Below are 19,652 nucleotides of genomic sequence, written 5' to 3'. Positions count from 1 at the left end.
ATCGTCTGCTGCCCCCTTTCGGGGCGAATTGTCTTCGCTCTTGCACTCGCCTGTTCCTCCCCAGCCGGGAGAAACTGATGGTGGTATTTGATTTTGCGCTGCGCGTTGCCGCGGCATTGACCCTGGGCGCCATGATCGGCGCCGAACGCCAGCTGCGCCAGCGCATGGCGGGCCTGCGCACGAACGCGCTGGTGTCCGTCGGCGCCTCGCTGTTCGTGATGGTTTCCGTACTCGAAGGCGATCCCGATGGCCACCTGCGCATCGCCGCGCAGGTGGTGTCGGGCATCGGCTTTCTCGGTGCCGGCGTCATCATGCGCGAGGGCATGACCGTGCGCGGCCTGAACACGGCCGCCACCCTGTGGTGCTCGGCCGCCATCGGCGTGCTGTGCGGACTCGGTTTCGCGCTGGAAGCGGCCATCGGCACGGGCTTCGTGCTGGTCGCCAACCTGGTGCTGCGCCACCTGGCGCAACGCATCAACGCCCACGGCAGCGAGGCGGGCATCGAGACGGAAAGCATCTACCGCGTGACGGCTGTGTGCGAGGCGGAGCAGGAAGTGCAGGTGCGCAAGCTGATGCTGCGCCTGATCAGCGGCATGCCGGCGCTGATGCTGCAATCCCTGCACAGCGAAGACGCGGCGCAGGCCGGGCGCATCGAAGTGCGCGCCGACCTGCTCACGCCCTTGTCCAGCCTGGGATTGCTGGAGCAGATCGTCAGCCAGGTCAGCCTGGAAGGCAGCGTCTCGGCCGTGCGCTGGGCGCTGGTGAACAACGCGGAATTTGTCGCCGAACGGGGAGTCTGATGATGAAAAAATGGATGCTGTGGTTCGTACAACGGGGGCCGGCCGTCGCCACCTACCGCCTGACCGTCACCTGCCCCGCCGCGCAAGCCGACCACGTGGTGCGCCTGCTGCTGGCCGAACTGAAAGGCGCGGGCCTGGCGCCGTCGCAGATGCTGCGCAGCTGGGACGAGGCCAGGCAGGTGGTGCAGCTGATCGCCACGGTGCTGTGCCTGGCCGTGCAGCGCGCCGTGCTGGTGCGCTTCGTCAACCGCGCGGGCGCCTGGCCGCAAGTGCGGCAGGTGCGCTGGGAAGGCGTCGCGCCTTCAGCTTGAAGCGGGCAGGCGCATGAGGAACAGCGCGCCGCCTTGCGGGCGGTTCCGCGCCTCGATACTGCCGCCATACGCGTGCACGATGGCTTGCGACAGGGCCAGGCCCAGGCCGAAACCCGGCGCCTCGCCCGCGCGCGCCTGGGCGCCCCGGTAAAAACGCTCGAACAGATGCGGCAAGTCTTCCACGCCGATGCCCGGTCCCGCATCGGCCACGCCGACGATCGCATGTTCGCCATCGCGCGCCACGTACACGGTGATGACGCTGTCGGGCGGCGAAAACTTCACGGCGTTATCGAGCAGATTGGCCAGCACCAGGTCGACGGGGCCTGCCGCCACCCGGGCCTGCACGGCCATACTGTCATCAAAGACGATGCGGATGCCGCGCTGCGCTGCCGCCTTTTCCAGCCGCTGCGCGGCCGCCCGCACGAGCGGATTGAGCGCGATGGTTTCCACGGCATTGCGCTCCTGGCCCACGTCCAGGCGCGTGAGCATCAGCAATTCTTCCACCAGGGTCGTCAACCGCTGCACTTCATCGAGGCAGGAGGCCAGCGCATCGACATACTCGGGCGTGTCGCGCGGGCGGCGCAGGGTGATTTCGATTTCCGTGCGCAGGCGCGACAGGGGCGAGCGCAATTCATGCGAGGCGTCGGCCGTGAAGCGGCGCTGCGCGTCATAGCCGTGTTCCAGGCGCTCCAGCATGGCGTTCAGGGTATCGACCAGGCGGCCGATTTCATCGGGCGTGCCGGGATGCGGCAGGCGCCAGCCCAGGCTGGCCTCGCCGATGCAATGGGCTTGCCGCACCACGTCGTCGATGGCGCCCAGCACGCGACGCGTGAGCATTTCGCCGGCCAGCCCGACGGCGCCCAGCAAGGCCAGCGCCATGGCGCCAAACAGCACGGTGGCCGCGGCCAGCACGTGATTGACGTCATCGAGCGAACCGGCCACCTGCACCGCCAGGCGCAAGCCGGAAGCGGGTACGGGGATGGAAACCATGCGCAGCGGCTCCTCGCCGAACTTGGGCAGGGTTTCGAAGACGGTCTCGCCGGCCGCCAGGCGCGCCAGCAGGATGGGTGACACCGGCAGCTGCGCCGCCTCCAGGTTACGGCTGCGCGCCAGCACGCGGCCTTCGCCATCGATGATCTGCACCAGGCGGTCCAGCCGCATCAATGACGGCGGCGCCAGGCCCGACGCCACCTCGTGCACCTGCACGGGCTGGCGCGGGGCGGCCGGCAGCATGGCCATTTCCGTCTCGGCCAGCGCCAGCAGGGCCGCATCGAGCTGGCCATGCACGGCGCGCGACAAGCCCCAATAGCCGGCCAGCGCGGTACAGGCGACGATGGCAAGGATGACGGCCAGGTGCACCCGCAGCAGGCGCTTGCGGAAGCTAGCCACCGTTGTTTTCCGCCAGGCGGAAACCGCGTCCGCGCACCGTGTGGATCAACGGCGGCAGGCCCGGCGCATCGACCTTGCCGCGCAAATTGCGCACGTGGACGTCGATCAGGTTGTCGATGCCGATCAGGTCCGCCTGCCAGATCTGCTCGGCCAGGCGCGCGCGGCTGACCACCTCGCCCGCCTGGCGCAGCAGGATCAACAAAATCGCGTATTCCTTGGGCGTGAGCACCAGCGGCGCGCCGGCCCGCATCGCCTGGTGGCTGACGGGATCGAGCGTCAGGTCGGCCAGCGCCAGCACCAGCGGGCGGCTGATGTCGGAGCGGCGCAGCAGCGCGCGGATGCGCGCCAGCAGCTCCTCGAATTCAAACGGTTTGGTGAGGTAATCGTCGGCGCCCATGTTCAGGCCCGCCACGCGGTCGGCCGTGGCGTCGCGCGCGGTCAGCATCAGCACGGGCGTCTGGATGGCGCGCGCGCGCAAATCGCGGCAAAAGTCGATGCCCTGTTTGCCCGGCAACATCCAGTCCAGCACGATCAAGTCGTAAGCGACGGCATAGCTTTCGTCCTCACCCTCTTCGGCGCTGTGCGCCACGTCGACGACGAAGCCCTCTTCCTGCAAGCCCCGCGCCAGCAGGCGCGCCGCCTTGCGGTCATCTTCCACCAGGAGGATTCTCATGCCTGCCTTTCCCATTGTGCTGCGTTTTCCCGCATTTTCCATCCTTGCATTTTACCGCGCCGTGGCCTGCGCGCACCGAACCTGAAGAATGATTCAGGCGTTCTTGGGAGCTTCTTCAGGACGACATTGCTATGCTTTTCCGGCGCTGTCATATCGCTGCCCGCGCTCCCCTCTGACCGCCCGCCTGGGCACGGCATCCACGCATGCCCCATCACCATCAATAACAAGGAAACACGGGATGAACACGACCACCCGCAACGCCCTGGGCGCCAGCTGCGCCCTCGCTCTCGCCTGCTCGGCCCTGGCCGGCTGCGCCAAACCGACGGCGGCGGCCACGCCGCCCGTCCAATCGATGCATCTGGACGACGGCACCATCACGGTGCCGAAAACGTCGCCACTGCGCCAGCGCCTGCAGATCGCGCCGGCGGAAGAACAGGATATCGCCACGCAGACCGATGCGCCGGGCAGCATCGAAGCGATGCCGGAAAAGCTGGTGAAAATCACGCCGCCCCTGTCGGGGCGCATTACGCGCCTGCAGCGCGCCCTGGGCGACAGCGTCAAGGCCGGCGATGCCCTGTTCACCCTCGATTCGGCGGAGCTGAGCGCCGCGCACGCGGACGATAGCAAGGCCAGGTCCGCCCTGCTGCAAGCGCGCCAGGAACTGCAGCGCCAAAAAACCCTGTTCGAGGCGGAGATCGCCGCGCACAAGGATTACGAGGCTGCCCAGGCGGCCTTCGACCAGGCCAATAGCGATGCGCATGCCAGCGCCGACAAGCTGGCACAGTACGGCGCCAGCGCCGGCGGCTCGCGCCGCGACTACGTCCTGCGCTCGCCGATCGCCGGCACCGTGATCGAGATGAGCGGCGCCCAAGGCGGCTACTGGAACGATATCAACGCGCCCATCATGACGGTGGCGGATCTCTCCACCGTGTGGCTGTCGGCCAACGTGGCCGAAAGGGACCTGGCGCAGGTGGCCGTCGGCCAGGCGGCCCGCATCACGCTCGACGCCTGGCCCGGCAAGGATTTTGAGGGCAAGGTCGCCTATGTGGGCGCCGTGCTCGATAGCGAGACGCGCACCGTCAAGGTACGCGTGGCCATCGACAACCGCACCGGCATTTTCAAGCCGGGCATGTTCGCCCACGCCGGTTTCGCCGGCGCCACCCGGCGCGGCCTGATGGTGCCTGCGGCGGCGCTGCTGCAAAGCGGTCTGGTGACGCGCGTGATGGTCGAACGCGGCCCGCTGCGTTTCGAACCGCGCGTGGTGCAGGTGGGCGCCAGCCGGGGCGACCAGGTGGAAATCGTCTCCGGCCTGAAGGCGGGCGAACGCATCGTCGTCAAGGAAGGAGTGCTGCTCAATGGTTGATCGTTTCATCGCCACCTGCTGCCGGCGGCGCGGCATCGTCTGGCTGGTACTGTTGTGCGTGACCCTGTACGGTATCTACAGCTGGAAGCAGCTGCCCATCGAAGCCTATCCCGACATCGCCGACGTCACCTCGCAAATCGTCACGCAGGTGCCGGGCCTGGGCGCCGAGGAAATCGAACAGCAGATCACGATACCGCTGGAGCGCGCCTTGCTGGGCACGCCCGGCATGCATGTGCTGCGCACGCGCAGCCTGTTCGCGCTGTCGCTGATCACCGTGGTATTCGAGGATGGCAGCGACGGCTACTTCACGCGCGAGCGGCTGCAGGAGCGCCTGGCCAGCGTGAACCTGCCGTACGAGGCCAAGCCGGGGCTCGACCCCTACACTTCGCCCACGGGCGAGATCTACCGCTACACGCTGGAATCAAAAACACGCTCCCTGCGCGAACTGTCGGAGCTGCAGTTCTGGACGGTCATCCCGCGCCTGCAAAAGGTACGCGGCGTGGCCGACGTCAGCAATTTCGGCGGCCTGACGACGCAATTCATGCTGGAACTCGATCCCGCAAAACTGGACAGCTACGGCCTCTCGCTGGCGCAGGTGAAGGACGCCATCAACGCCAACAACATCAGCGGCGGAGGCAGCGTGATCGACCGCGGCCAGCAATCGTACGTGGTGCGCGGCGTGGGCTTGCTGCACTCGCTCGACGACATGGGCAACGTGGTCGTCAGCAGCAAGAATGGCGTACCCGTGCTGGTGAAGGACCTGGGCAAGCTCGCCTACGGCAACGTGGAGCGGCGCGGCATCCTGGGCAAGGACAACAATCCCGACACCATCGAGGGCATCACCCTGCTGCTGAAGGATTTCAATCCCTCCGAGGCGCTGGCGGGCATCCATGCGGCCGTCGATGACCTGAATGCCAATGTGCTGCCGAAGGACGTCAAGGTGGTCGCCTACCTGGATCGCAGCTCGCTGATCGACGCCACCCTGCACACGGTGGGATTTACCTTGGGCGAAGGCATGCTGCTGGTGGCCCTGGTGCTGCTGCTGTTCCTGGGCAGCCCGCGCGCGGCCGCCATCGTGGCGCTGACGATTCCGCTGGCCCTGCTGATCGCCTTCATCTTCATGCACCATTTTAAGATTCCCGCCAACCTGCTGTCGCTGGGCGCGATCGACTTCGGCATCCTCGTCGACGGCTCCGTGGTGGTGCTGGAAAACATGCTGCGCCGTCGCGAACGCGAGCAGCAGCGGCCCCTCACCATCGATGACGCAATCGAGGCGACCCTGCAGGTAGCGCGCCCCATCATGTTCGGCATGGCCGTCATCATCGCCGCCTACCTGCCCCTGTTCGCCTTCCAGCGCATCGAATACAAGCTGTTCTCGCCGATGGCGTATGCGGTCGGCGCGGCACTCGTGGGTGCGCTGGTGGTGGCGCTGGTGCTGATTCCGGGCCTGGCCTGGCTGGCATTGCGCAAGCCGCGCCGCACCTTCCATAACCGCGTGCTGGAACAACTGGCGGCAGCATATGGCCGCTTCCTCGATCGCATGGTGGGCAAGAAGCGCTGGGTGGCGATGGTGTGCGCCGCCTCGCTGGCGGGCCTTGCCCTGCTGGGCGGCAGCATCGGGCGCGACTTCCTGCCCTATCTCGATGAGGGCTCGCTGTGGCTGCAAGTGCAGATGCCGCCCGGGATCACCCTGGACAAGGCGTCCGAGATGGCCAGTGAACTGCGCCGCGCCGCGCTGGAGTTCCCGGAAGTGTCGACCATCGTCACGCAGACGGGGCGCAACGACGACGGCACCGACTACTGGACGCCGTCGCACATCGAGGCCAGCGTGGGCCTGCATCCCTATAAAAGCTGGAAGTCGGGCATGAACAAGCAGCAGCTGATCGCCAAGATGAGCGAGCGCTTCGCGCGCATGCCCGGCTACACGGTGGCCTTCATGCAGCCGATGATCGACGGCGTGCAGGATAAATTGTCGGGCGCGCACAGCGACCTGACGGTGAAGATCTTCGGCGACGACCTCGACGAAGTGCGCGGCATCGCCGGCAGGGTGGCGCAAGCGCTGAAAACAGTCCGTGGCGCCTCCGACGTGGCGGTGGACGTGGAGCCGCCGCTGCCCAACCTGAAGGTGGAGCTGGACAGGGCAAAGGCGGCCCGCTACGGCATCAACGCGGCCGACGTGGCAGACCTGATCTCGACCGGCATCGGCGGCGCGCCCATCGGCCAGGTGTACGTGGGCGAGAAGAGCTACGACATCGCCGTGCGCTTCCCCGCCGAGGTGCGTTCCAGCCCCGACGCCATCGCCAAACTGATGCTGACGGCCGCCAACGGCGCCAAGGTGCCGCTGGCGCAGGTGGCGCAGATCAGCACCACCTCGGGCGAAAGCGTGATCGTGCGCGAGATGGGACGGCGCCACATCATCGTGCGCCTGAACGCCCGCGGACGCGACCTGGCCGGTTTCCTGGCCGAAGCGCGCCCGCTGGTGGCCAAGACCGTCGCCGACGAGCACCAGCGCATCGGCGTCGAATGGGGCGGCCAGTTTGAAAACCTGCAGCGCGCGGAAAGCCGCCTGGCCATCATCTTGCCGATGACCCTGGGCGCCATGTTCCTGCTGCTGTTCGGCCAGTTCCGCAACCTGCGCCAGCCGGCCCTGGTCTTGCTGGCCGTGCCGCTGGCCATGCTGGGCGGCCTGGCCGCGCTGCACCTGCGCGGCATGACCTTGAATGTCTCAAGCGCCGTCGGTTTCATCGCCCTGTTCGGCGTGGCGGTATTGAATGCCGTGCTGATGCTGGCGCAGATCAACCGTTTGCGCGCCGACGAAGGCAAGAGCCTGCGCGATGCCGTGCTCGAAGGCGCGCGCGACCGCATGCGACCCGTGCTGATGACGGCCACCGTGGCCGCGCTGGGCCTGACGCCGGCCATGCTGGCCACCGGCCTGGGCAGCGACGTGCAGCGCCCGCTGGCCACGGTGGTGGTGGGCGGCCTGGCGACGGCGACGGCGCTGACCCTGCTGCTGTTGCCGGCCCTGTATTACCTGATCGAGGCGCACGTACAACAACGCCGGATCGACACCGAAGGAGTAAACCATGACACGTTTTAATGTACTGCTGGCGGCCTGGCTGATGACGCCATGCGCCATCGCCGCGCCCCTGAGCTTCGACACCTACCTGAGCGCCGTGGAAACGCACAGCCTGGAGCTGAAAGCGCAGAATGAGAGCATCGGCTCGGCCAGGGCCGGCATCGGCATCGCCGGCCTGCGCCCCGATCCGGAATTGACGCTGGGCGCCGCGCGCGAAACGCCGCGTTCGATCGAACGCCGTCCCATCACCTGGACGCCAGCCATCAGCATGGCCATCGAGACGGGCGGCAAGCGCGCCGCGCGCCTGAAAGCGGCGCGCAGCAATGTCACCGTGGCCGAGGAAACGGTGGCCGGCTTCAGGAACGAACTGTACGCCACTGCGGCGGCAGCCTACACGGAAGCGTGCCGCACGCGCGAGGTACTCGTGCGCAAGGAGCACACCTTGGCGGCCCTGTCGAAAGTGGTCGAGGCGAACGTGGTGCGGCGCAAGGCGGGCGACGTGGGCGGCATCGAGCTGCTGCAGTCGCGCGTGGAACGCGACCAGTTCCAGGCCGAACTGGCGCAGGCACGCAGCGAGGCGCAGGGCGCCATGCTGGAACTGTCGCCGCCGCTGGGGCGCCAGCTTGATGCGCTGTTTCCCGATGCGCAGCTGGCATGCGACTTCACCGCCTTTGCGGGCGGCGAAACCGCCATCCTCGTGCCGCAGGCGCTGCGCGAACGCAGCGATGTGCGCATCGCCCGCGCCACGCTCGACAATCTGCGCGATGGCGCCGCGCTGGTGCGCGCCAACCGCTCCGTTGATCCCACCGTGACGCTGGGCCTCTCCGCCGTGCGCGGCTACCACGACGGCATCGATGCCCATGGCGAACCGGTGGAAGGCTCGCCCCGTTCGCGCGCGCTGTCCATCTCGCTGGCCATCCCCATCCCGCTGTCGCGGCGCGACAAGGGCGACGTGGTGCAAGCCGAGGCCGGCGTCACGCAAGCGATGCTGGCCTTGCGCCAGGCCGAGTTGAAAGCGGAAACGGACGTGCGCGCGGCGCAGCTGCATCTGCGCACGGCGCAGGAGCGCCTGGCGCGTTACCGCGACGGCGTGCTGCTCGATGCGCAAAAGGTCGTTGACGGCATCCGCCTGTCCTACTTCAGCGGTAATGCCTCGCTGCTGGAATGGCTGGCCGCGCAGCACTCGGCCGACGACGCCTACCAGGGCTATCTGCAGGCGCGCGCCGATGTGGCCATCGCCAGCACACAGCTGCAACTGGCGATCGGCCAGCGGCCCACCCTGTAGCGGAAGGTAGGCGTGACAGCCTCGAAGCCTGGAAGGCAACGTCTCGGCCGTGCGCTGGGCGTTGGTGAATAACGCGGAATTTGTCGCCGAGCGGGGGGTGTGATGACGTCCGTCAAATCGCCGTCCTAGCCAAAACTGAAACGCGTCCCGACGCGCAGCAGCACCTGCTTCGTCAGACGCTGCAGGGCCGGCTCGGCATGCACGGCCACCAGCCATGCGCCACACAGGGAAAAGAGCAGCGCGCCGCCCAGCGCGACCCAGCGCCCGGCACCGGCTTGCACCAGGCTGCTCATCAGTTGCGCGCCCGCCACCTGGTGCAGCAAGTACAAGGGAAATGTCATCATGCCGGCCGTTTTCAACCAACGCAAAAACCACTGCGGCAGCGCATGCACGCGATGATTCTTGCGCACGGAAAGCACCACCCAGACCACCGCCCCCAGCCAGAACAGCACTGGCGTCCAGGCTGAAAAGGCACTGCCCGTCGTCTGGTTCGTCGCCGCCGCAGTGAGGGCAATCTGCAGGCAGCCGGCGGCGCAAAAGAATACGCACCACAGCTGGTTTTCGCGGCTGCGGTGCTTGACCAGCGCCAGCCACAGAAAAATGCCGAGAGCAAAGAAGATACCGTGATGTACCAGCAACAACGCCAGGATTCTGGAGCGGCGCAATTGCTGCATCAGCTGGGCGAACGGCCCTGCGTCCCCAATGCTCGCCATCCATGCCATCAGCCAGAACAGGGCGCTGACCAGGCCGACAACAATGGCGAGGCGATTGATCCAGACAAATTTCCCGCGCAAGACCAGCAGGAAAACGAGCGAGTAAAAGACGATTTCGATGCCCAATGTCCAATAGGCGTAATCGATCCAGGGCGCGACCGGGATAAACAATACGCTATGCAAATAAGCCCGCAGCGTGTGGTAGACACTCCATTCGCCGCCGATCAGCACGGCCACAAGGGTCGCGCTAGCGCATATCCATACGCCGGGCCCGAGGCGCACCACACGACTGACCAGAAACGCATACGCGCCTGCCCGTTCGCCGGAAAACGCGATCACAAAGCCGGAAATGACAAAAAATATTTGCACGCCGACCCAGCCGAAATGGGTAGAAGAAAACAGTTCAGGGAAGGAAATCAGATGCTGCAGGCCGGGCGAGGAAACGGGCGATGGATCGACCCAGAACCAGAAACCGTAGTGGTAGGCCACCACCAGCATGGCGGCAATGAAGCGCAGCGCATCGAGTCCGATCACATGACGGGGATTAAGCTGGGTGCGAGTATTCATTAGCCGTGCATCTTATTGAAATATAGTACACGGATGGTAACATTACCATATGTCCGCCTGATTACAAATTGGATAACTGTTGTCCATGCGCCTCATCCTGCCTTCCAGCTGGCGCCAGCGCAAGCGCGACGATGTGTTGCAGACCGGAAACGGCGTCACGCCAGAGCTGCGGGCAGTGGCGACGATACCTGCCAAGGCAGGTTGCAGGCGCGCTTATAACAGGAGGGGGAAATGCAGAACGAAGAGATGCCGGCGCGGCGGTGCCGCACCGGTCATCAGGAGCGGGCAATTACTGCGGCTGGGCGGGCGCGTCGCCTTCGGCCGCCGCATCTGCGGCGTCATCGGCATCGTCTGCATCTGCTTCTTCGCCTTCAGTGCCATCGGCAGCCTTGGGATTGTTTTTCGCTTCCAGCTTGCGCCTGGCTTTTTCCTCGGCTTTCTTCTTCTTTTCCAGCTCTTTTTGCCGTTTTTCGTATTGGAAATTTGTCTTGGCCATTTACTACCTCTTTAGTTTTTAGATGTTACAGATAAGCACATAAGGCACATTATGACGTAATTGGACCAAACACCAAATGTTTAGCCTCGCGGATGATGCTGCGCATGCAGCAGTTTCAGCCGTTCGCGGGCCACATGCGTGTAAATCTGCGTGGTGGAGATATCGGAGTGTCCCAGTAACAATTGCACAACACGCAAGTCCGCGCCATGGTTCAGCAAATGCGTGGCGAACGCATGGCGCAGGGTGTGCGGCGACAGCGGCGCCGTGAGGCCCGCGTTCAGCGCATGTTTCTTGATGATGACCCAGAACATTTGCCGCGTCATGGCGCCCCCGCGCCGCGTGACGAACAGCGCATCGTCCATCTGGCCATCGAGGATGACGCCGCGCGCTTCCTTCAGGTAGCGCTCGATCCACAGCCGCGCCTGCTCACCGAACGGCACCAGCCGCGTCTTGCTACCCTTGCCCGTGATGCGCAGCACGCCATCGTTCAGGCTCAGCTCCACGGATTTCAAGTCCACCAGTTCCGACACGCGCAAGCCGCTCGCATACATGAGTTCCAGCATGGTGCGCTCGCGCAGGCCCAGCGGCGTGCTCACGTCGGGCGCCGCCAGCAGCGCTTCCACCTGCGCTTCGCTCAGGGTATGCACGAAGCGCGCGGGCTGCCTGGCCGAGACCATCTTCAGGCACGGGTCAGCCGCGATATGCTTGTGCCGCAAGGCCAGCTGGTAAAAACGCTTGAGCACGGACAGCCGCCGGTTCGACGACGTCGCCTTGCTCTCGTCGTGGCGGGCGGCGAAATACGCTTCGATGTCGGCCGTGGATACCTCGTACAAGCTCTCGTGTCCGGGTCGCGCCACTTCCAGCCAGCGGGCGAACAGGCGCATGTCGCGCCGGTAGGCGTCCAGCGAGTTTTTCGACAGGCCGTCTTCCAGCCACAGGCTGTCGCAGAATTCATCGATCAGGGTGGCGTTATCGGGCGCCAGCAGGCTGTTCATCATGCGTAACCTTCGACGCCTTCATGCGCCAGCAGCCAGCGCTTGACGCCCAGGTGAAAACCGCTGGCATCGTCGTGGTGGGCAAAGCCGCCCAGGCCGCCGGCAGCCGTGACGCGGTGACACGGAATGAGCACGGGATACCAGTTGGCGCCGCAGGCCTGGCCCACGGCGCGCGGCGCCGAGCCGATGAACCGCGCCACATCGCCATACGTGCGCACCTGGCCGCGCGGGATGCCCGTGATCGCCGCCCATACGCGTTGCTGGTAGGCGCTGCCCAGTTCGGCCAGCGGCAAATCAAAGACATAATCAGGGTCGCGGAAATAGCGCGCCAATTGCTGGCACGCTAGCTCGGAGACGGCATCCTGCGCCGCCTTTTCGGCGAAGTGCGGCGGCAGGTAGACCAGTTCGCGCAACTGGCCGTCCTGCGCGCGCACGCCCATGGCGCCGAACGGCGCGGCCACGATGGCACTGAACAGCTCACTTCCCTGTTGTTTTTTCATCTGCTGATCATTATTCAAGTGTGGCAAATATACAACCTGCAGGTGCCCCATAGTGCATTCTGGCGATTATGCACCGTCTTCGGACAGGTGGGCGGACGTTTCCCGCACACGAAAAAAAAGCGCACCAGCCGGTGCGCTTCAAATATTGCTTCACGTTCCCGGTCGTTTGGGTCCGCCGGTGCCGACTTGTTGCGGCAGACAGCGATGACTCAACAACTTCTGTGAAACGTGTGTCTCCTCAATATATCCCCGGTATCAATACCGTTTTTATAGACTACTCCCCCACCAACTTTGTTACCAATTCTGTCTTTCAGCCTTGCTACCAGGGCGTATAAGCATATACGTGTTTCCCCTTAAGGCTGCCCATCATAGCGCATTTATTCGGCCGGATCGACTTTTTTTGCAGCATGACGGGGACAACTGTTTTAGTTGTAAATTAAATTTGGCAGCCACAGCGAGATTTGTGGTACGTAGGTAATCAGCATCAGGAAGGCCAGCATCGTCAGCAGCCACGGCATCACGGCCACGGTCAGCTCCGAAATGCCCATCTTGGTGATGCCGGACGCCACGTACAGGTTCAGGCCCACAGGCGGATGGCACATGCCGACCTCCATATTGACCACGATCAAGATGCCGAAGTGCACAGGATCGATGCCCAGCTTCATGGCCACGGGGAACAAAATCGGCGCCATGATCAGCACGATCGACGATGGTTCCATGACGTTACCAGCCAACAACAGCAAGACGTTGACCACCAGCAAGAAGCTGATCACGCCCAGGCCCTTGCCCGTGATCCACTCGGCCATCGCTTGCGGGATGTTTTCGCTGGTCATCAGGAACGAGAACAGCACGGCATTGGTGATGATGTACAACAGCATCGCCGACATGGCGGCCGAATCGAGCAAGACCTTGCCCACTTGCTTGATCTTCAAGTCCTTGTAGACGAAGACGGCGATGATGAAGGCGTACACGGCAGCCATGGCGGCCGCTTCCGTGGGCGTAAACGCGCCCGAGTAGATGCCGCCCATGACGATGACGATCAGCAGCAGGCCCCAGGCGCTCTTCTTGAAGGTGACGAAGCGCTCGCCCCAGCTGGCTTTTTTCATGCGCGGATAGTTGTTCTTGCGCGCCAAAAACCACGTGGTCAGGCCCAGCAGCATGGCCAGCATCATGCCGGGAATTACGCCCGCCATGAACAGCTTGCCCACCGAAGTATTCGTGCTGACGGAATACATCACCATCACGATCGACGGCGGAATCAAAATGCCCAGCGCGCCCGAGGTGGTGATGACGCCGGCGCCGAAGCCGCGTGGATAGCCCTGCTTGACCATGGCCGGCAGGATGATGGAACCGATGGCCACCACCGTGGCAGGGCTGGAGCCGGAAACGGCGGCAAACAGCGCGCACGCCATCACGCCGGCCAGCGCCAGGCCGCCATGCCAGTGACCCACCATGGAGCTGGCGAAGTTGATCATGCGCCGCGCCACCCCGCCATGCGTGAGGAAGTTGCCCGCCAAAATGAAGAAGGGGATGGCCATGATCTCGAATTTCTCGATGCCCGTGAAAATCTTCAGGGCCACCGATTCGATGGGCACGCTGGTCATGGTAAACAGGAACGTCAATACCGTCAGGCCCAGCGAGATGGAGATCGGCATGCCGGTCAGCATCAGCGCCAGCAGCAACACAAAAATGATCAGCGCGTTCATGCCTTGGCTCCTTTTTCTTCCGCCGTCAATTCCTCTTCCAGCCCCTCGACGTGCGAGTGGTCGTGTTTCGGCAAGGCGCCCGTCTTGATGAAATGCACCATGACCTGCAGGAAGCGGAAGCACATCAGGTAGGAACCGAGCGGCACGGCCAGGTAGACCAGCCACATCGGCACTTCCATGTCGGCCGAAGTCTGCTCCGTGTGGCCGATCGACCACACGAAGCTGGCGCCCAGGGTACCCACGATGCCCGTAAACAGGGCGCCGGCGGCCAGGCCGAAGACGATGAAGCGGTCGCGCCAGCGCGGGTTCATGCGGTTGATCAGCACGTCGACGCCCACGTGGATGCCCGTGCGCACGCCATACGCGGCGCCGAACTTGGCCATCCAGACGAACATGTAGATGCACAGTTCCTGGGCCCAGCTGGTATTGATTTGAATCAGGAAGTCCTGCACGACCGGTATCGGCAAGCCTGCCAGGTAGCGGTGCACGACCGCGACGAAGATGATGAAGGTGGCTGCGCCCATCAGGGACGCGATCAGCCACTCTTCCAGGTGATCCAGAAATTTCATGGTGGACTTTCAAAGAATGCGGGTACGCTGGCACCCGCGCAGGACGCGCAGGTGCCGTTACTACAGAAAGACAGGATGTCCCTGACAGCCGCGCCCGGTGGCGCGGCCAGCGCGATTACTTCGCGCTTTCCTTGTTGATGGCCGAGATCAGATCCTTGCCGATGCGCCCTTCCATGGCCTTCTGCACGGGCGCCAGCGCGCGGCGCCACTCGGCTTGTTCCTGCACCGTCAGGGTATAGATCTGCGTCTTGCCCGCTTTCTTGATGGCCTCGAGGGCCTGGTCGTTGTCGCGCTGGGCGATGGCCTTTTCAAACGTGGTCGCCTCGCGCATGGCTTTTTCCAGCTGGCCGCGGATATCGGGCGGCAAGCCATCCCAGAATTTCTTGTTGACGATGACGGCATAGCCCAGGTAACCGTGGTTCGATATGGTCACGTGCTTTTGCACTTCATGCATCTTTTGCGTGTACATATTCGATGGCGGATTTTCCGTGCCGTCGACCACGCCCGTCTGCAGCGCCTGATACACTTCCGAGAAGGCCAGTACCTGCGGATTGGCGCCCAGCGCGCGCATCTGCGCGTCGAGCACCTTGGACGACTGGATGCGCATCTTCAGGCCCTTGAAGTCGGCCGGATTGTGCAGCGGCTTGTTGGCCGACATCACCTTGAAGCCATTGTCCCAGTAAGCCAGGCCCGTGATACCCTTGGGTTCCAGTTTTTTCAGCAGGCTCTTGCCGATTTCGCCTTCGGTGACGTTGTACAGCGCCGTCTTGGTGGGGAAGATGTAGGGCAGGTCGAACGCTTCGAATTCCTTCACGCCCAGCGGGCCGAACTTGGCCAGCGACGGCGCCAGCATCTGCACGGCGCCCAGCTGCAGCGCTTCGAGTTCTTCCTTGTCCTTGTACAGCTGGCTGTTCGGGTACAGTTCGACCTTGACCTTGCCATTCGTGGCTTTTTCGGCCAACTGCTTGAAGCGTTCGGCGGCCTGGCCTTTTGGGGTGTCCGTGGCCACGACGTGGCTGAACTTGATGACGATGGGGGCTTGCGCGTAAGCGTGGACGCCGGCGGTGGCGCCGATGGCCGCGCACAGCGCGACGAGCATGGTTTTCATCTGCATTCTTGTCTCCTGAGTGGTTTTTTTAAAAACTTTGTTATTTGTCTACTTGGATATTGTGCCAAAGAAACTGCCCCGGCTATTGTGGTTAACCACAATAGCCGGCTCCCGATAAGCCGCTACCCTGCCAGCCATGCCGACTCCCCCCACCCTTGCACGCCGCGTCAAGCTATCGAGCCCGATGCGCTGGCTGCTGCCCGTCATCCTGCTGCTGCTGTTCCTGTCCATCCTGTTCTGGCTGCCCTGGCAGGCGCGCCAGATGGAAAGCAACGAGCGCCAGGAACAATTGATCGCCGATACCCTGTGGGTGGAGCAGACCATCCGCTTCCAGTTGGCGCGCAACGAGGAAAGCCTGTTCAACCTGGGCGTGGACATCGCCAGCAGCTCCCTGTCGGCGGAAAAGGTGCACGAACGGCTGCAGCAGATGCTGCGCAATGGCCGCGAACTGCAGCGCGTGCTGTGGCTCGACACCAGCGGCAAGGTGCTGGCCAGCAGCGACAGCAATCTGCCGCATGCGCTGTCGTTTTCGCCGGCCTCGCTGACGGCGGCCGACAATGCGCGCCGCCTGCACCGGGGCCAGTACGCCCAGCCGTCGCAGCAAAGCGGCTTTCCCGACGCGCCGCCGGGCGCCATGCTGATGGATTACCACCAGCCCCTGTTCGATGGCCAGCGCTATGTGGGCAGCCTGGTGGCCACTTACCAGATCAGCAGCCTGCTCGATGAAATGGTGCCGTGGTGGTTCGCCCAGGATAACCAGATTTCGCTGATCGACCGCGACGACAAGGTGCTGGCACGGCGCGCCGCCGCCGGTCCCGGCCACGGCGTGTACACGCACAAGCGCGCGCTCGACGTGCCCGGCGCCACCATCACCCTGTTTACCGACAGCGTGAAAAGCCAGCCCAAGCTGCTGCCCAATCTGCTGGTCGGCTCCGTCATCGCCCTGTCGCTGGGTTTGCTGTGGAGCTTGCTGGCCCTGTGGCGGCATATTTCGCGCCGCCTGGTGGCCGAAGGGGCGCTGCGCCAGCAGATGCTGTTTCGCACGGCGATGGAAAACTCGCTGGTGACGGGCATGCGCGCGCGCGACCTGGAAGGCCGCGTCACGTACGTGAATCCCGCGTTCTGCCAGATCGTCGGCTATCCGGCCGAGGAAATCCTGGGCCGTTTGCCGCCCATGCCCTACTGGGTGCCGGAAGCACTGGAGGAATACCAGCAGCGCTTCGTCAAGGCCCTGGCCGGCAATCCCACGCCGCAGTTCGAAACCTATTTCCAGCGCCCGGACGGCACGCGCGTGGCCGTGCTGATCTTCGAAGCGCCGCTGGTGGACAAGAATGGCAAGCAGACAGGCTGGATGGGCTCCGTGCTCGATATCTCGGACCGCAAGCGGGTCGAGGAACTGAATCGCCAGCAGCAGGAAAAACTGCAAACCAGTTCGCGCCTGGCCACCATGGGCGAACTGGCCTCGATGCTGGCGCATGAACTGAACCAGCCGCTGGCGGCCATCTCCAGCTACACGACGGGCGCCTTGAATTTGATCCGCCGCGCCATCGAGCATGACGCGCCCGTCGATCCGAACACCCTGAAGCCGGCGCTGGAGCAGGCCGGCGCGCAGGCGCAGCGGGCCGGCCAGATCATCCGCAGCGTGCACGATTTCGTGCGCAAGAGCGAGCCGCAGCGCCAGGATATCGCCATCCGCACCCTGATCGACGGCATCCGCGCGCTGATCGACCTGCAGGCGCGCAAATACTATGTCACCATCCAGGAAGAAATCCCTGCCGACCTGCCGCTGCTGCGCGCCGACCCCGTGATGATCGAACAAGTACTGCTGAACCTGACGCGCAACGCCATCGAGGCCATGCAGGATGCGGCGCCGGGACGGCGTATCATGCGCCTGCGGGCCAGCCACGACGCGCAGCAGGGCATGGTGACGGTGGACGTGATCGACCATGGCCACGGCATTGCGCAAGATGTGGCCGAACGGCTGTTTTCGCCGTTTTTCTCGACCAAGTCCGAAGGCATGGGCATGGGCCTGAACATCTGCCGCACCGCCATCGAATTTCACGGCGGCGCACTGACCTTCGGCGCCAACCCCGCTGGCGGTACCATCTTTACATTCAGCGTGCCGGCCGCGCCGCGCACTAAGCACTAACCAATAACCAATAACGACGAGCCGGAGACACCATGCTACACATCATCGACGACGAAGAGGTCGTACGCGACTCGCTGTCCTGGCTGGCCGCATCGCGCAGCATCGAGGCGCGCAGCTACGCCAGCGCCCAGCAATTTCTCGATAGCCTCGACGGCAACTTCGACGCCGCCGGCGACTGCGTGCTGCTCGACGTGCGCATGCCCGACATGAACGGCATCGCCCTGTTCGACCAGCTGGTCAAGCGCGACCTGACGGCGCGCCTGCCGGTGATTTTCCTTACCGGCCACGGCGACGTGCCGATGGCCGTCGACAGCCTGAAACGGGGCGCCTTCGATTTCTTTGAAAAGCCATTCAACGACAACGACCTGATGGACCGCGTGCAGCAGGGCCTGGCCAACTCGCGCCAGGCGGGCGAGCTGGCCGCCGTGCACGCGCGCCTGGCCACGCTGTCGACGCGCGAACGCGAAGTGCTGGACCTGATTTTGGCGGGCAAGATGAACAAGGTGGTGGCCGACAAGCTGGGCATCAGCATGCGCACCGTGGAAGTCCACCGCGCGCATATCTTCGACAAGATGCAGGTCAAGACGGCGGTGGAGCTGGCGGGGTTGTTGAAGTGATGCTGCGGGTGATGTCGGATTACGCTGCGCTAATCCGACCTACGATCTCATTCGCAGCGTAGGTCGGGTTAGCGCAAAGCGCGTAACCCGACACCACCACCATCACTCATCGTGATGCTCATGGTGCTCCGCCGCCCCATGCTTCCAGTAACTGGCCACATGCAGATGCTGCTTCAGCACCCCGGCTTCAATAAAATGCCCGCGCAAGCCCTGCACCTGCGCATGCTCGCACGCCACCCACACGTAACCGTCGCCATCCTGCGGCAAGGCGACCTGCGCCAACGCTTCCAGCAGCAGCGGCCCCTGGCGGCCATTGCGCGCCACCCAGCGCACGTCCAGCTGCGCCGCGCTATCGAGCGCGATCTGTTCGCCGTCTTCGACGATCTCGATCACGGCCATCGCCCGCGCCGTGGCCGGCAGCTGCTCCAGGCGGCGGGCGATCGCCGGCAGTGCCGTCTGGTCGCCCACCAGCACATACCAGTCGAAGTCGAGCGGCACCAGCATCGAGCCGCGCGGACCACCCACGCCCAGGGTCTGCCCCGGCGCCGCTTGCGCCGCCCACAGCGATGCAGGCCCGTCGCCATGCAGCACGAAGTCGATTTCCAGCTCGCGCCGTTCGGCGTCGTAGCGGCGCGGCGTGTAGTTGCGGGCGATGGGACGCGCCCCCTCGGCATACTGGATGGGATTGGCGCCATTGCCCAGCACGGGAAACACGGGGGTAGTCTGCCCCAGGGCGGGGAAGAACAGTTTCACGTGATCGTCGTGCGCGGGCGAGACAAAGCCGTCCAGATCGTCGCCGGCCAAGGTGATGCGGCGCATGTGCGGCGTCAGCTGCTCGGTGCGCACGACGGTGAGCACGCGCAGTTTCAATTCATGCCGCACGCGCTCGATGGCGTGCGGGCGTGGTGTTGCTGGTGAGGCAGTAGTCATTGCTGATCCTTGTAAAGTGGGCTCAGTGGCCGTCGACGATGGCGTTCGCCGCCTGTTCCAGCACGGCGGACACGCGTTCGGCTTCCGCCTCGCTCCAGTTGGTCTTGTTCAGTAACAGCGCATGCTTGAGGGTGTGCATGGCCTGGTGCACGCGCTCGGGCAAGGCCTTGCGGGCCTGGACGCGGGCGAACATGTCGAGGCGGGCCAGGATGCCGTCCACCTGGGCGCGGTTCTCGTCGAGATAGGCGCGCCCCAGGTCCGTGATCGTGTAGAGCTTCTTGCCGCTGGCGCTTTCGGAGGACGTCACATGGTCCTGCTCTTCCAGCAAGGTCAAGGTCGGATACACGGCGCCGGGGCTGGGGGCGTAGGCGCCGCCGCAACGCTCTTCGATGGCCTTGATGATTT

The 19,652-nt window shown here is 64.4% G+C and carries 18 protein-coding genes; 7 read left to right on the top strand and 11 right to left on the bottom strand.

The window, feature by feature from the left end; all coding sequences use genetic code 11:
- Nucleotides 1–77: 77 nt before the first annotated feature.
- Both K0F86_RS02890 and K0F86_RS02885 read left to right on the top strand, forming a co-directional pair.
- A complete protein-coding gene (locus K0F86_RS02890; RefSeq protein ID WP_099762251.1) occupies nucleotides 78–800 on the top strand; it encodes an MgtC/SapB family protein in 723 nt (240 codons plus the stop codon).
- Nucleotides 800–1,111, top strand: coding sequence for a hypothetical protein (locus K0F86_RS02885; protein ID WP_219132832.1), 312 nt, complete (start codon nucleotides 800–802; stop codon nucleotides 1,109–1,111). Before K0F86_RS02890 ends, K0F86_RS02885 begins: the two co-directional genes overlap by 1 nt.
- Here the strand turns inward: K0F86_RS02885 and K0F86_RS02880 are convergent.
- Together K0F86_RS02880 and K0F86_RS02875 are read right to left on the bottom strand one after the other, a co-directional pair.
- Entirely contained in the window at nucleotides 1,103–2,500 is a 1,398-nt protein-coding gene (locus K0F86_RS02880) for a cell wall metabolism sensor histidine kinase WalK (RefSeq protein ID WP_219132831.1), read from the bottom strand. The genes K0F86_RS02885 and K0F86_RS02880 overlap by 9 nt on opposite strands.
- Nucleotides 2,493–3,173, bottom strand: a complete 681-nt coding sequence (locus K0F86_RS02875) for a response regulator transcription factor (protein ID WP_219132830.1) — start codon at nucleotides 3,171–3,173, stop codon at nucleotides 2,493–2,495. Before K0F86_RS02875 ends, K0F86_RS02880 begins: the two co-directional genes overlap by 8 nt.
- 238 nt (nucleotides 3,174–3,411) lie before the next feature.
- On the opposite strand from K0F86_RS02875, the gene K0F86_RS02870 reads away from it, so the two are divergent.
- The 3 genes from K0F86_RS02870 to K0F86_RS02860 are packed head-to-tail and all read left to right on the top strand — an operon-like array spanning nucleotide 3,412 to nucleotide 8,897.
- Nucleotides 3,412–4,536: an efflux RND transporter periplasmic adaptor subunit gene (locus K0F86_RS02870; RefSeq protein ID WP_219132829.1), complete on the top strand. Its 1,125-nt coding sequence runs from the start codon at nucleotides 3,412–3,414 to the stop codon at nucleotides 4,534–4,536.
- On the top strand, nucleotides 4,529–7,633 hold the full coding sequence (locus tag K0F86_RS02865; protein WP_219132828.1) for an efflux RND transporter permease subunit: 3,105 nt from the start codon (nucleotides 4,529–4,531) through the stop codon (nucleotides 7,631–7,633). The genes K0F86_RS02870 and K0F86_RS02865 overlap by 8 nt, the downstream gene beginning before the upstream one ends.
- Entirely contained in the window at nucleotides 7,620–8,897 is a 1,278-nt protein-coding gene (locus K0F86_RS02860) for a TolC family protein (protein WP_219132827.1), read from the top strand. The genes K0F86_RS02865 and K0F86_RS02860 overlap by 14 nt, the downstream gene beginning before the upstream one ends.
- A 125-nt stretch (nucleotides 8,898–9,022) precedes the next feature.
- Here the strand turns inward: K0F86_RS02860 and K0F86_RS02855 are convergent, their stop codons facing one another.
- The 7 genes from K0F86_RS02855 to K0F86_RS02825 form a co-directional block, all read right to left on the bottom strand.
- On the bottom strand, nucleotides 9,023–10,177 hold the full coding sequence (locus K0F86_RS02855) for an acyltransferase (protein ID WP_219132826.1): 1,155 nt from the start codon (nucleotides 10,175–10,177) through the stop codon (nucleotides 9,023–9,025).
- A 289-nt stretch (nucleotides 10,178–10,466) separates the two neighbouring features.
- On the bottom strand, nucleotides 10,467–10,673 hold the full coding sequence (locus K0F86_RS27305) for a hypothetical protein (protein ID WP_071075595.1): 207 nt from the start codon (nucleotides 10,671–10,673) through the stop codon (nucleotides 10,467–10,469).
- An 80-nt stretch (nucleotides 10,674–10,753) separates the two neighbouring features.
- The gene (gene xerD / locus K0F86_RS02845) at nucleotides 10,754–11,671 is read right to left on the bottom strand and encodes a site-specific tyrosine recombinase XerD (RefSeq protein WP_219132824.1); all 918 of its coding nucleotides are present in this window, start codon (nucleotides 11,669–11,671) and stop codon (nucleotides 10,754–10,756) included.
- Complete coding sequence (locus K0F86_RS02840; RefSeq protein ID WP_219132823.1) at nucleotides 11,668–12,168, bottom strand: methylated-DNA--[protein]-cysteine S-methyltransferase; 501 nt, start codon at nucleotides 12,166–12,168, stop codon at nucleotides 11,668–11,670. The genes xerD and K0F86_RS02840 overlap by 4 nt, the downstream gene beginning before the upstream one ends.
- 425 nt (nucleotides 12,169–12,593) lie before the next feature.
- The gene (locus K0F86_RS02835; protein ID WP_219132822.1) at nucleotides 12,594–13,874 is read right to left on the bottom strand and encodes a TRAP transporter large permease; all 1,281 of its coding nucleotides are present in this window, start codon (nucleotides 13,872–13,874) and stop codon (nucleotides 12,594–12,596) included.
- Nucleotides 13,871–14,443 carry a TRAP transporter small permease gene (locus tag K0F86_RS02830; RefSeq protein ID WP_219132821.1) on the bottom strand — a complete coding sequence of 191 codons (573 nt, stop codon included), beginning with the start codon at nucleotides 14,441–14,443 and terminating at the stop codon, nucleotides 13,871–13,873. Before K0F86_RS02830 ends, K0F86_RS02835 begins: the two co-directional genes overlap by 4 nt.
- Nucleotides 14,444–14,558: 115 nt before the next feature.
- The gene (locus K0F86_RS02825) at nucleotides 14,559–15,551 is read right to left on the bottom strand and encodes a TRAP transporter substrate-binding protein (protein ID WP_374197258.1); all 993 of its coding nucleotides are present in this window, start codon (nucleotides 15,549–15,551) and stop codon (nucleotides 14,559–14,561) included.
- 136 nt (nucleotides 15,552–15,687) lie between these two features.
- Here K0F86_RS02825 and K0F86_RS02820 point away from each other — a divergent pair, with 136 nt between their 5' ends.
- Nucleotides 15,688–17,700, top strand: coding sequence for a PAS domain S-box protein (locus K0F86_RS02820; RefSeq protein WP_257571955.1), 2,013 nt, complete (start codon nucleotides 15,688–15,690; stop codon nucleotides 17,698–17,700).
- Nucleotides 17,701–17,732: 32 nt separating this feature from the next.
- Nucleotides 17,733–18,317, top strand: a complete 585-nt coding sequence (locus K0F86_RS02815) for a response regulator transcription factor (RefSeq protein WP_219132819.1) — start codon at nucleotides 17,733–17,735, stop codon at nucleotides 18,315–18,317.
- A gap of 102 nt (nucleotides 18,318–18,419) precedes the next feature.
- Here the strand turns inward: K0F86_RS02815 and K0F86_RS02810 are convergent, their stop codons facing one another.
- Nucleotides 18,420–19,247 (bottom strand): siderophore-interacting protein, encoded by an 828-nt coding sequence (locus K0F86_RS02810; protein WP_219132818.1) that lies wholly within the window; start codon nucleotides 19,245–19,247, stop codon nucleotides 18,420–18,422.
- Nucleotides 19,248–19,269: 22 nt separating this feature from the next.
- On the bottom strand, nucleotides 19,270–19,652 hold a 383-nt coding region (locus K0F86_RS02805; protein ID WP_219132817.1), incomplete at its 5' end, for a PadR family transcriptional regulator.

Source organism: Janthinobacterium sp. UMAB-60, from assembly GCF_900095235.1.
Lineage (GTDB): Bacteria > Pseudomonadota > Gammaproteobacteria > Burkholderiales > Burkholderiaceae_D > Janthinobacterium.
This window is presented reverse-complemented; position numbering and strand designations above follow the sequence as displayed.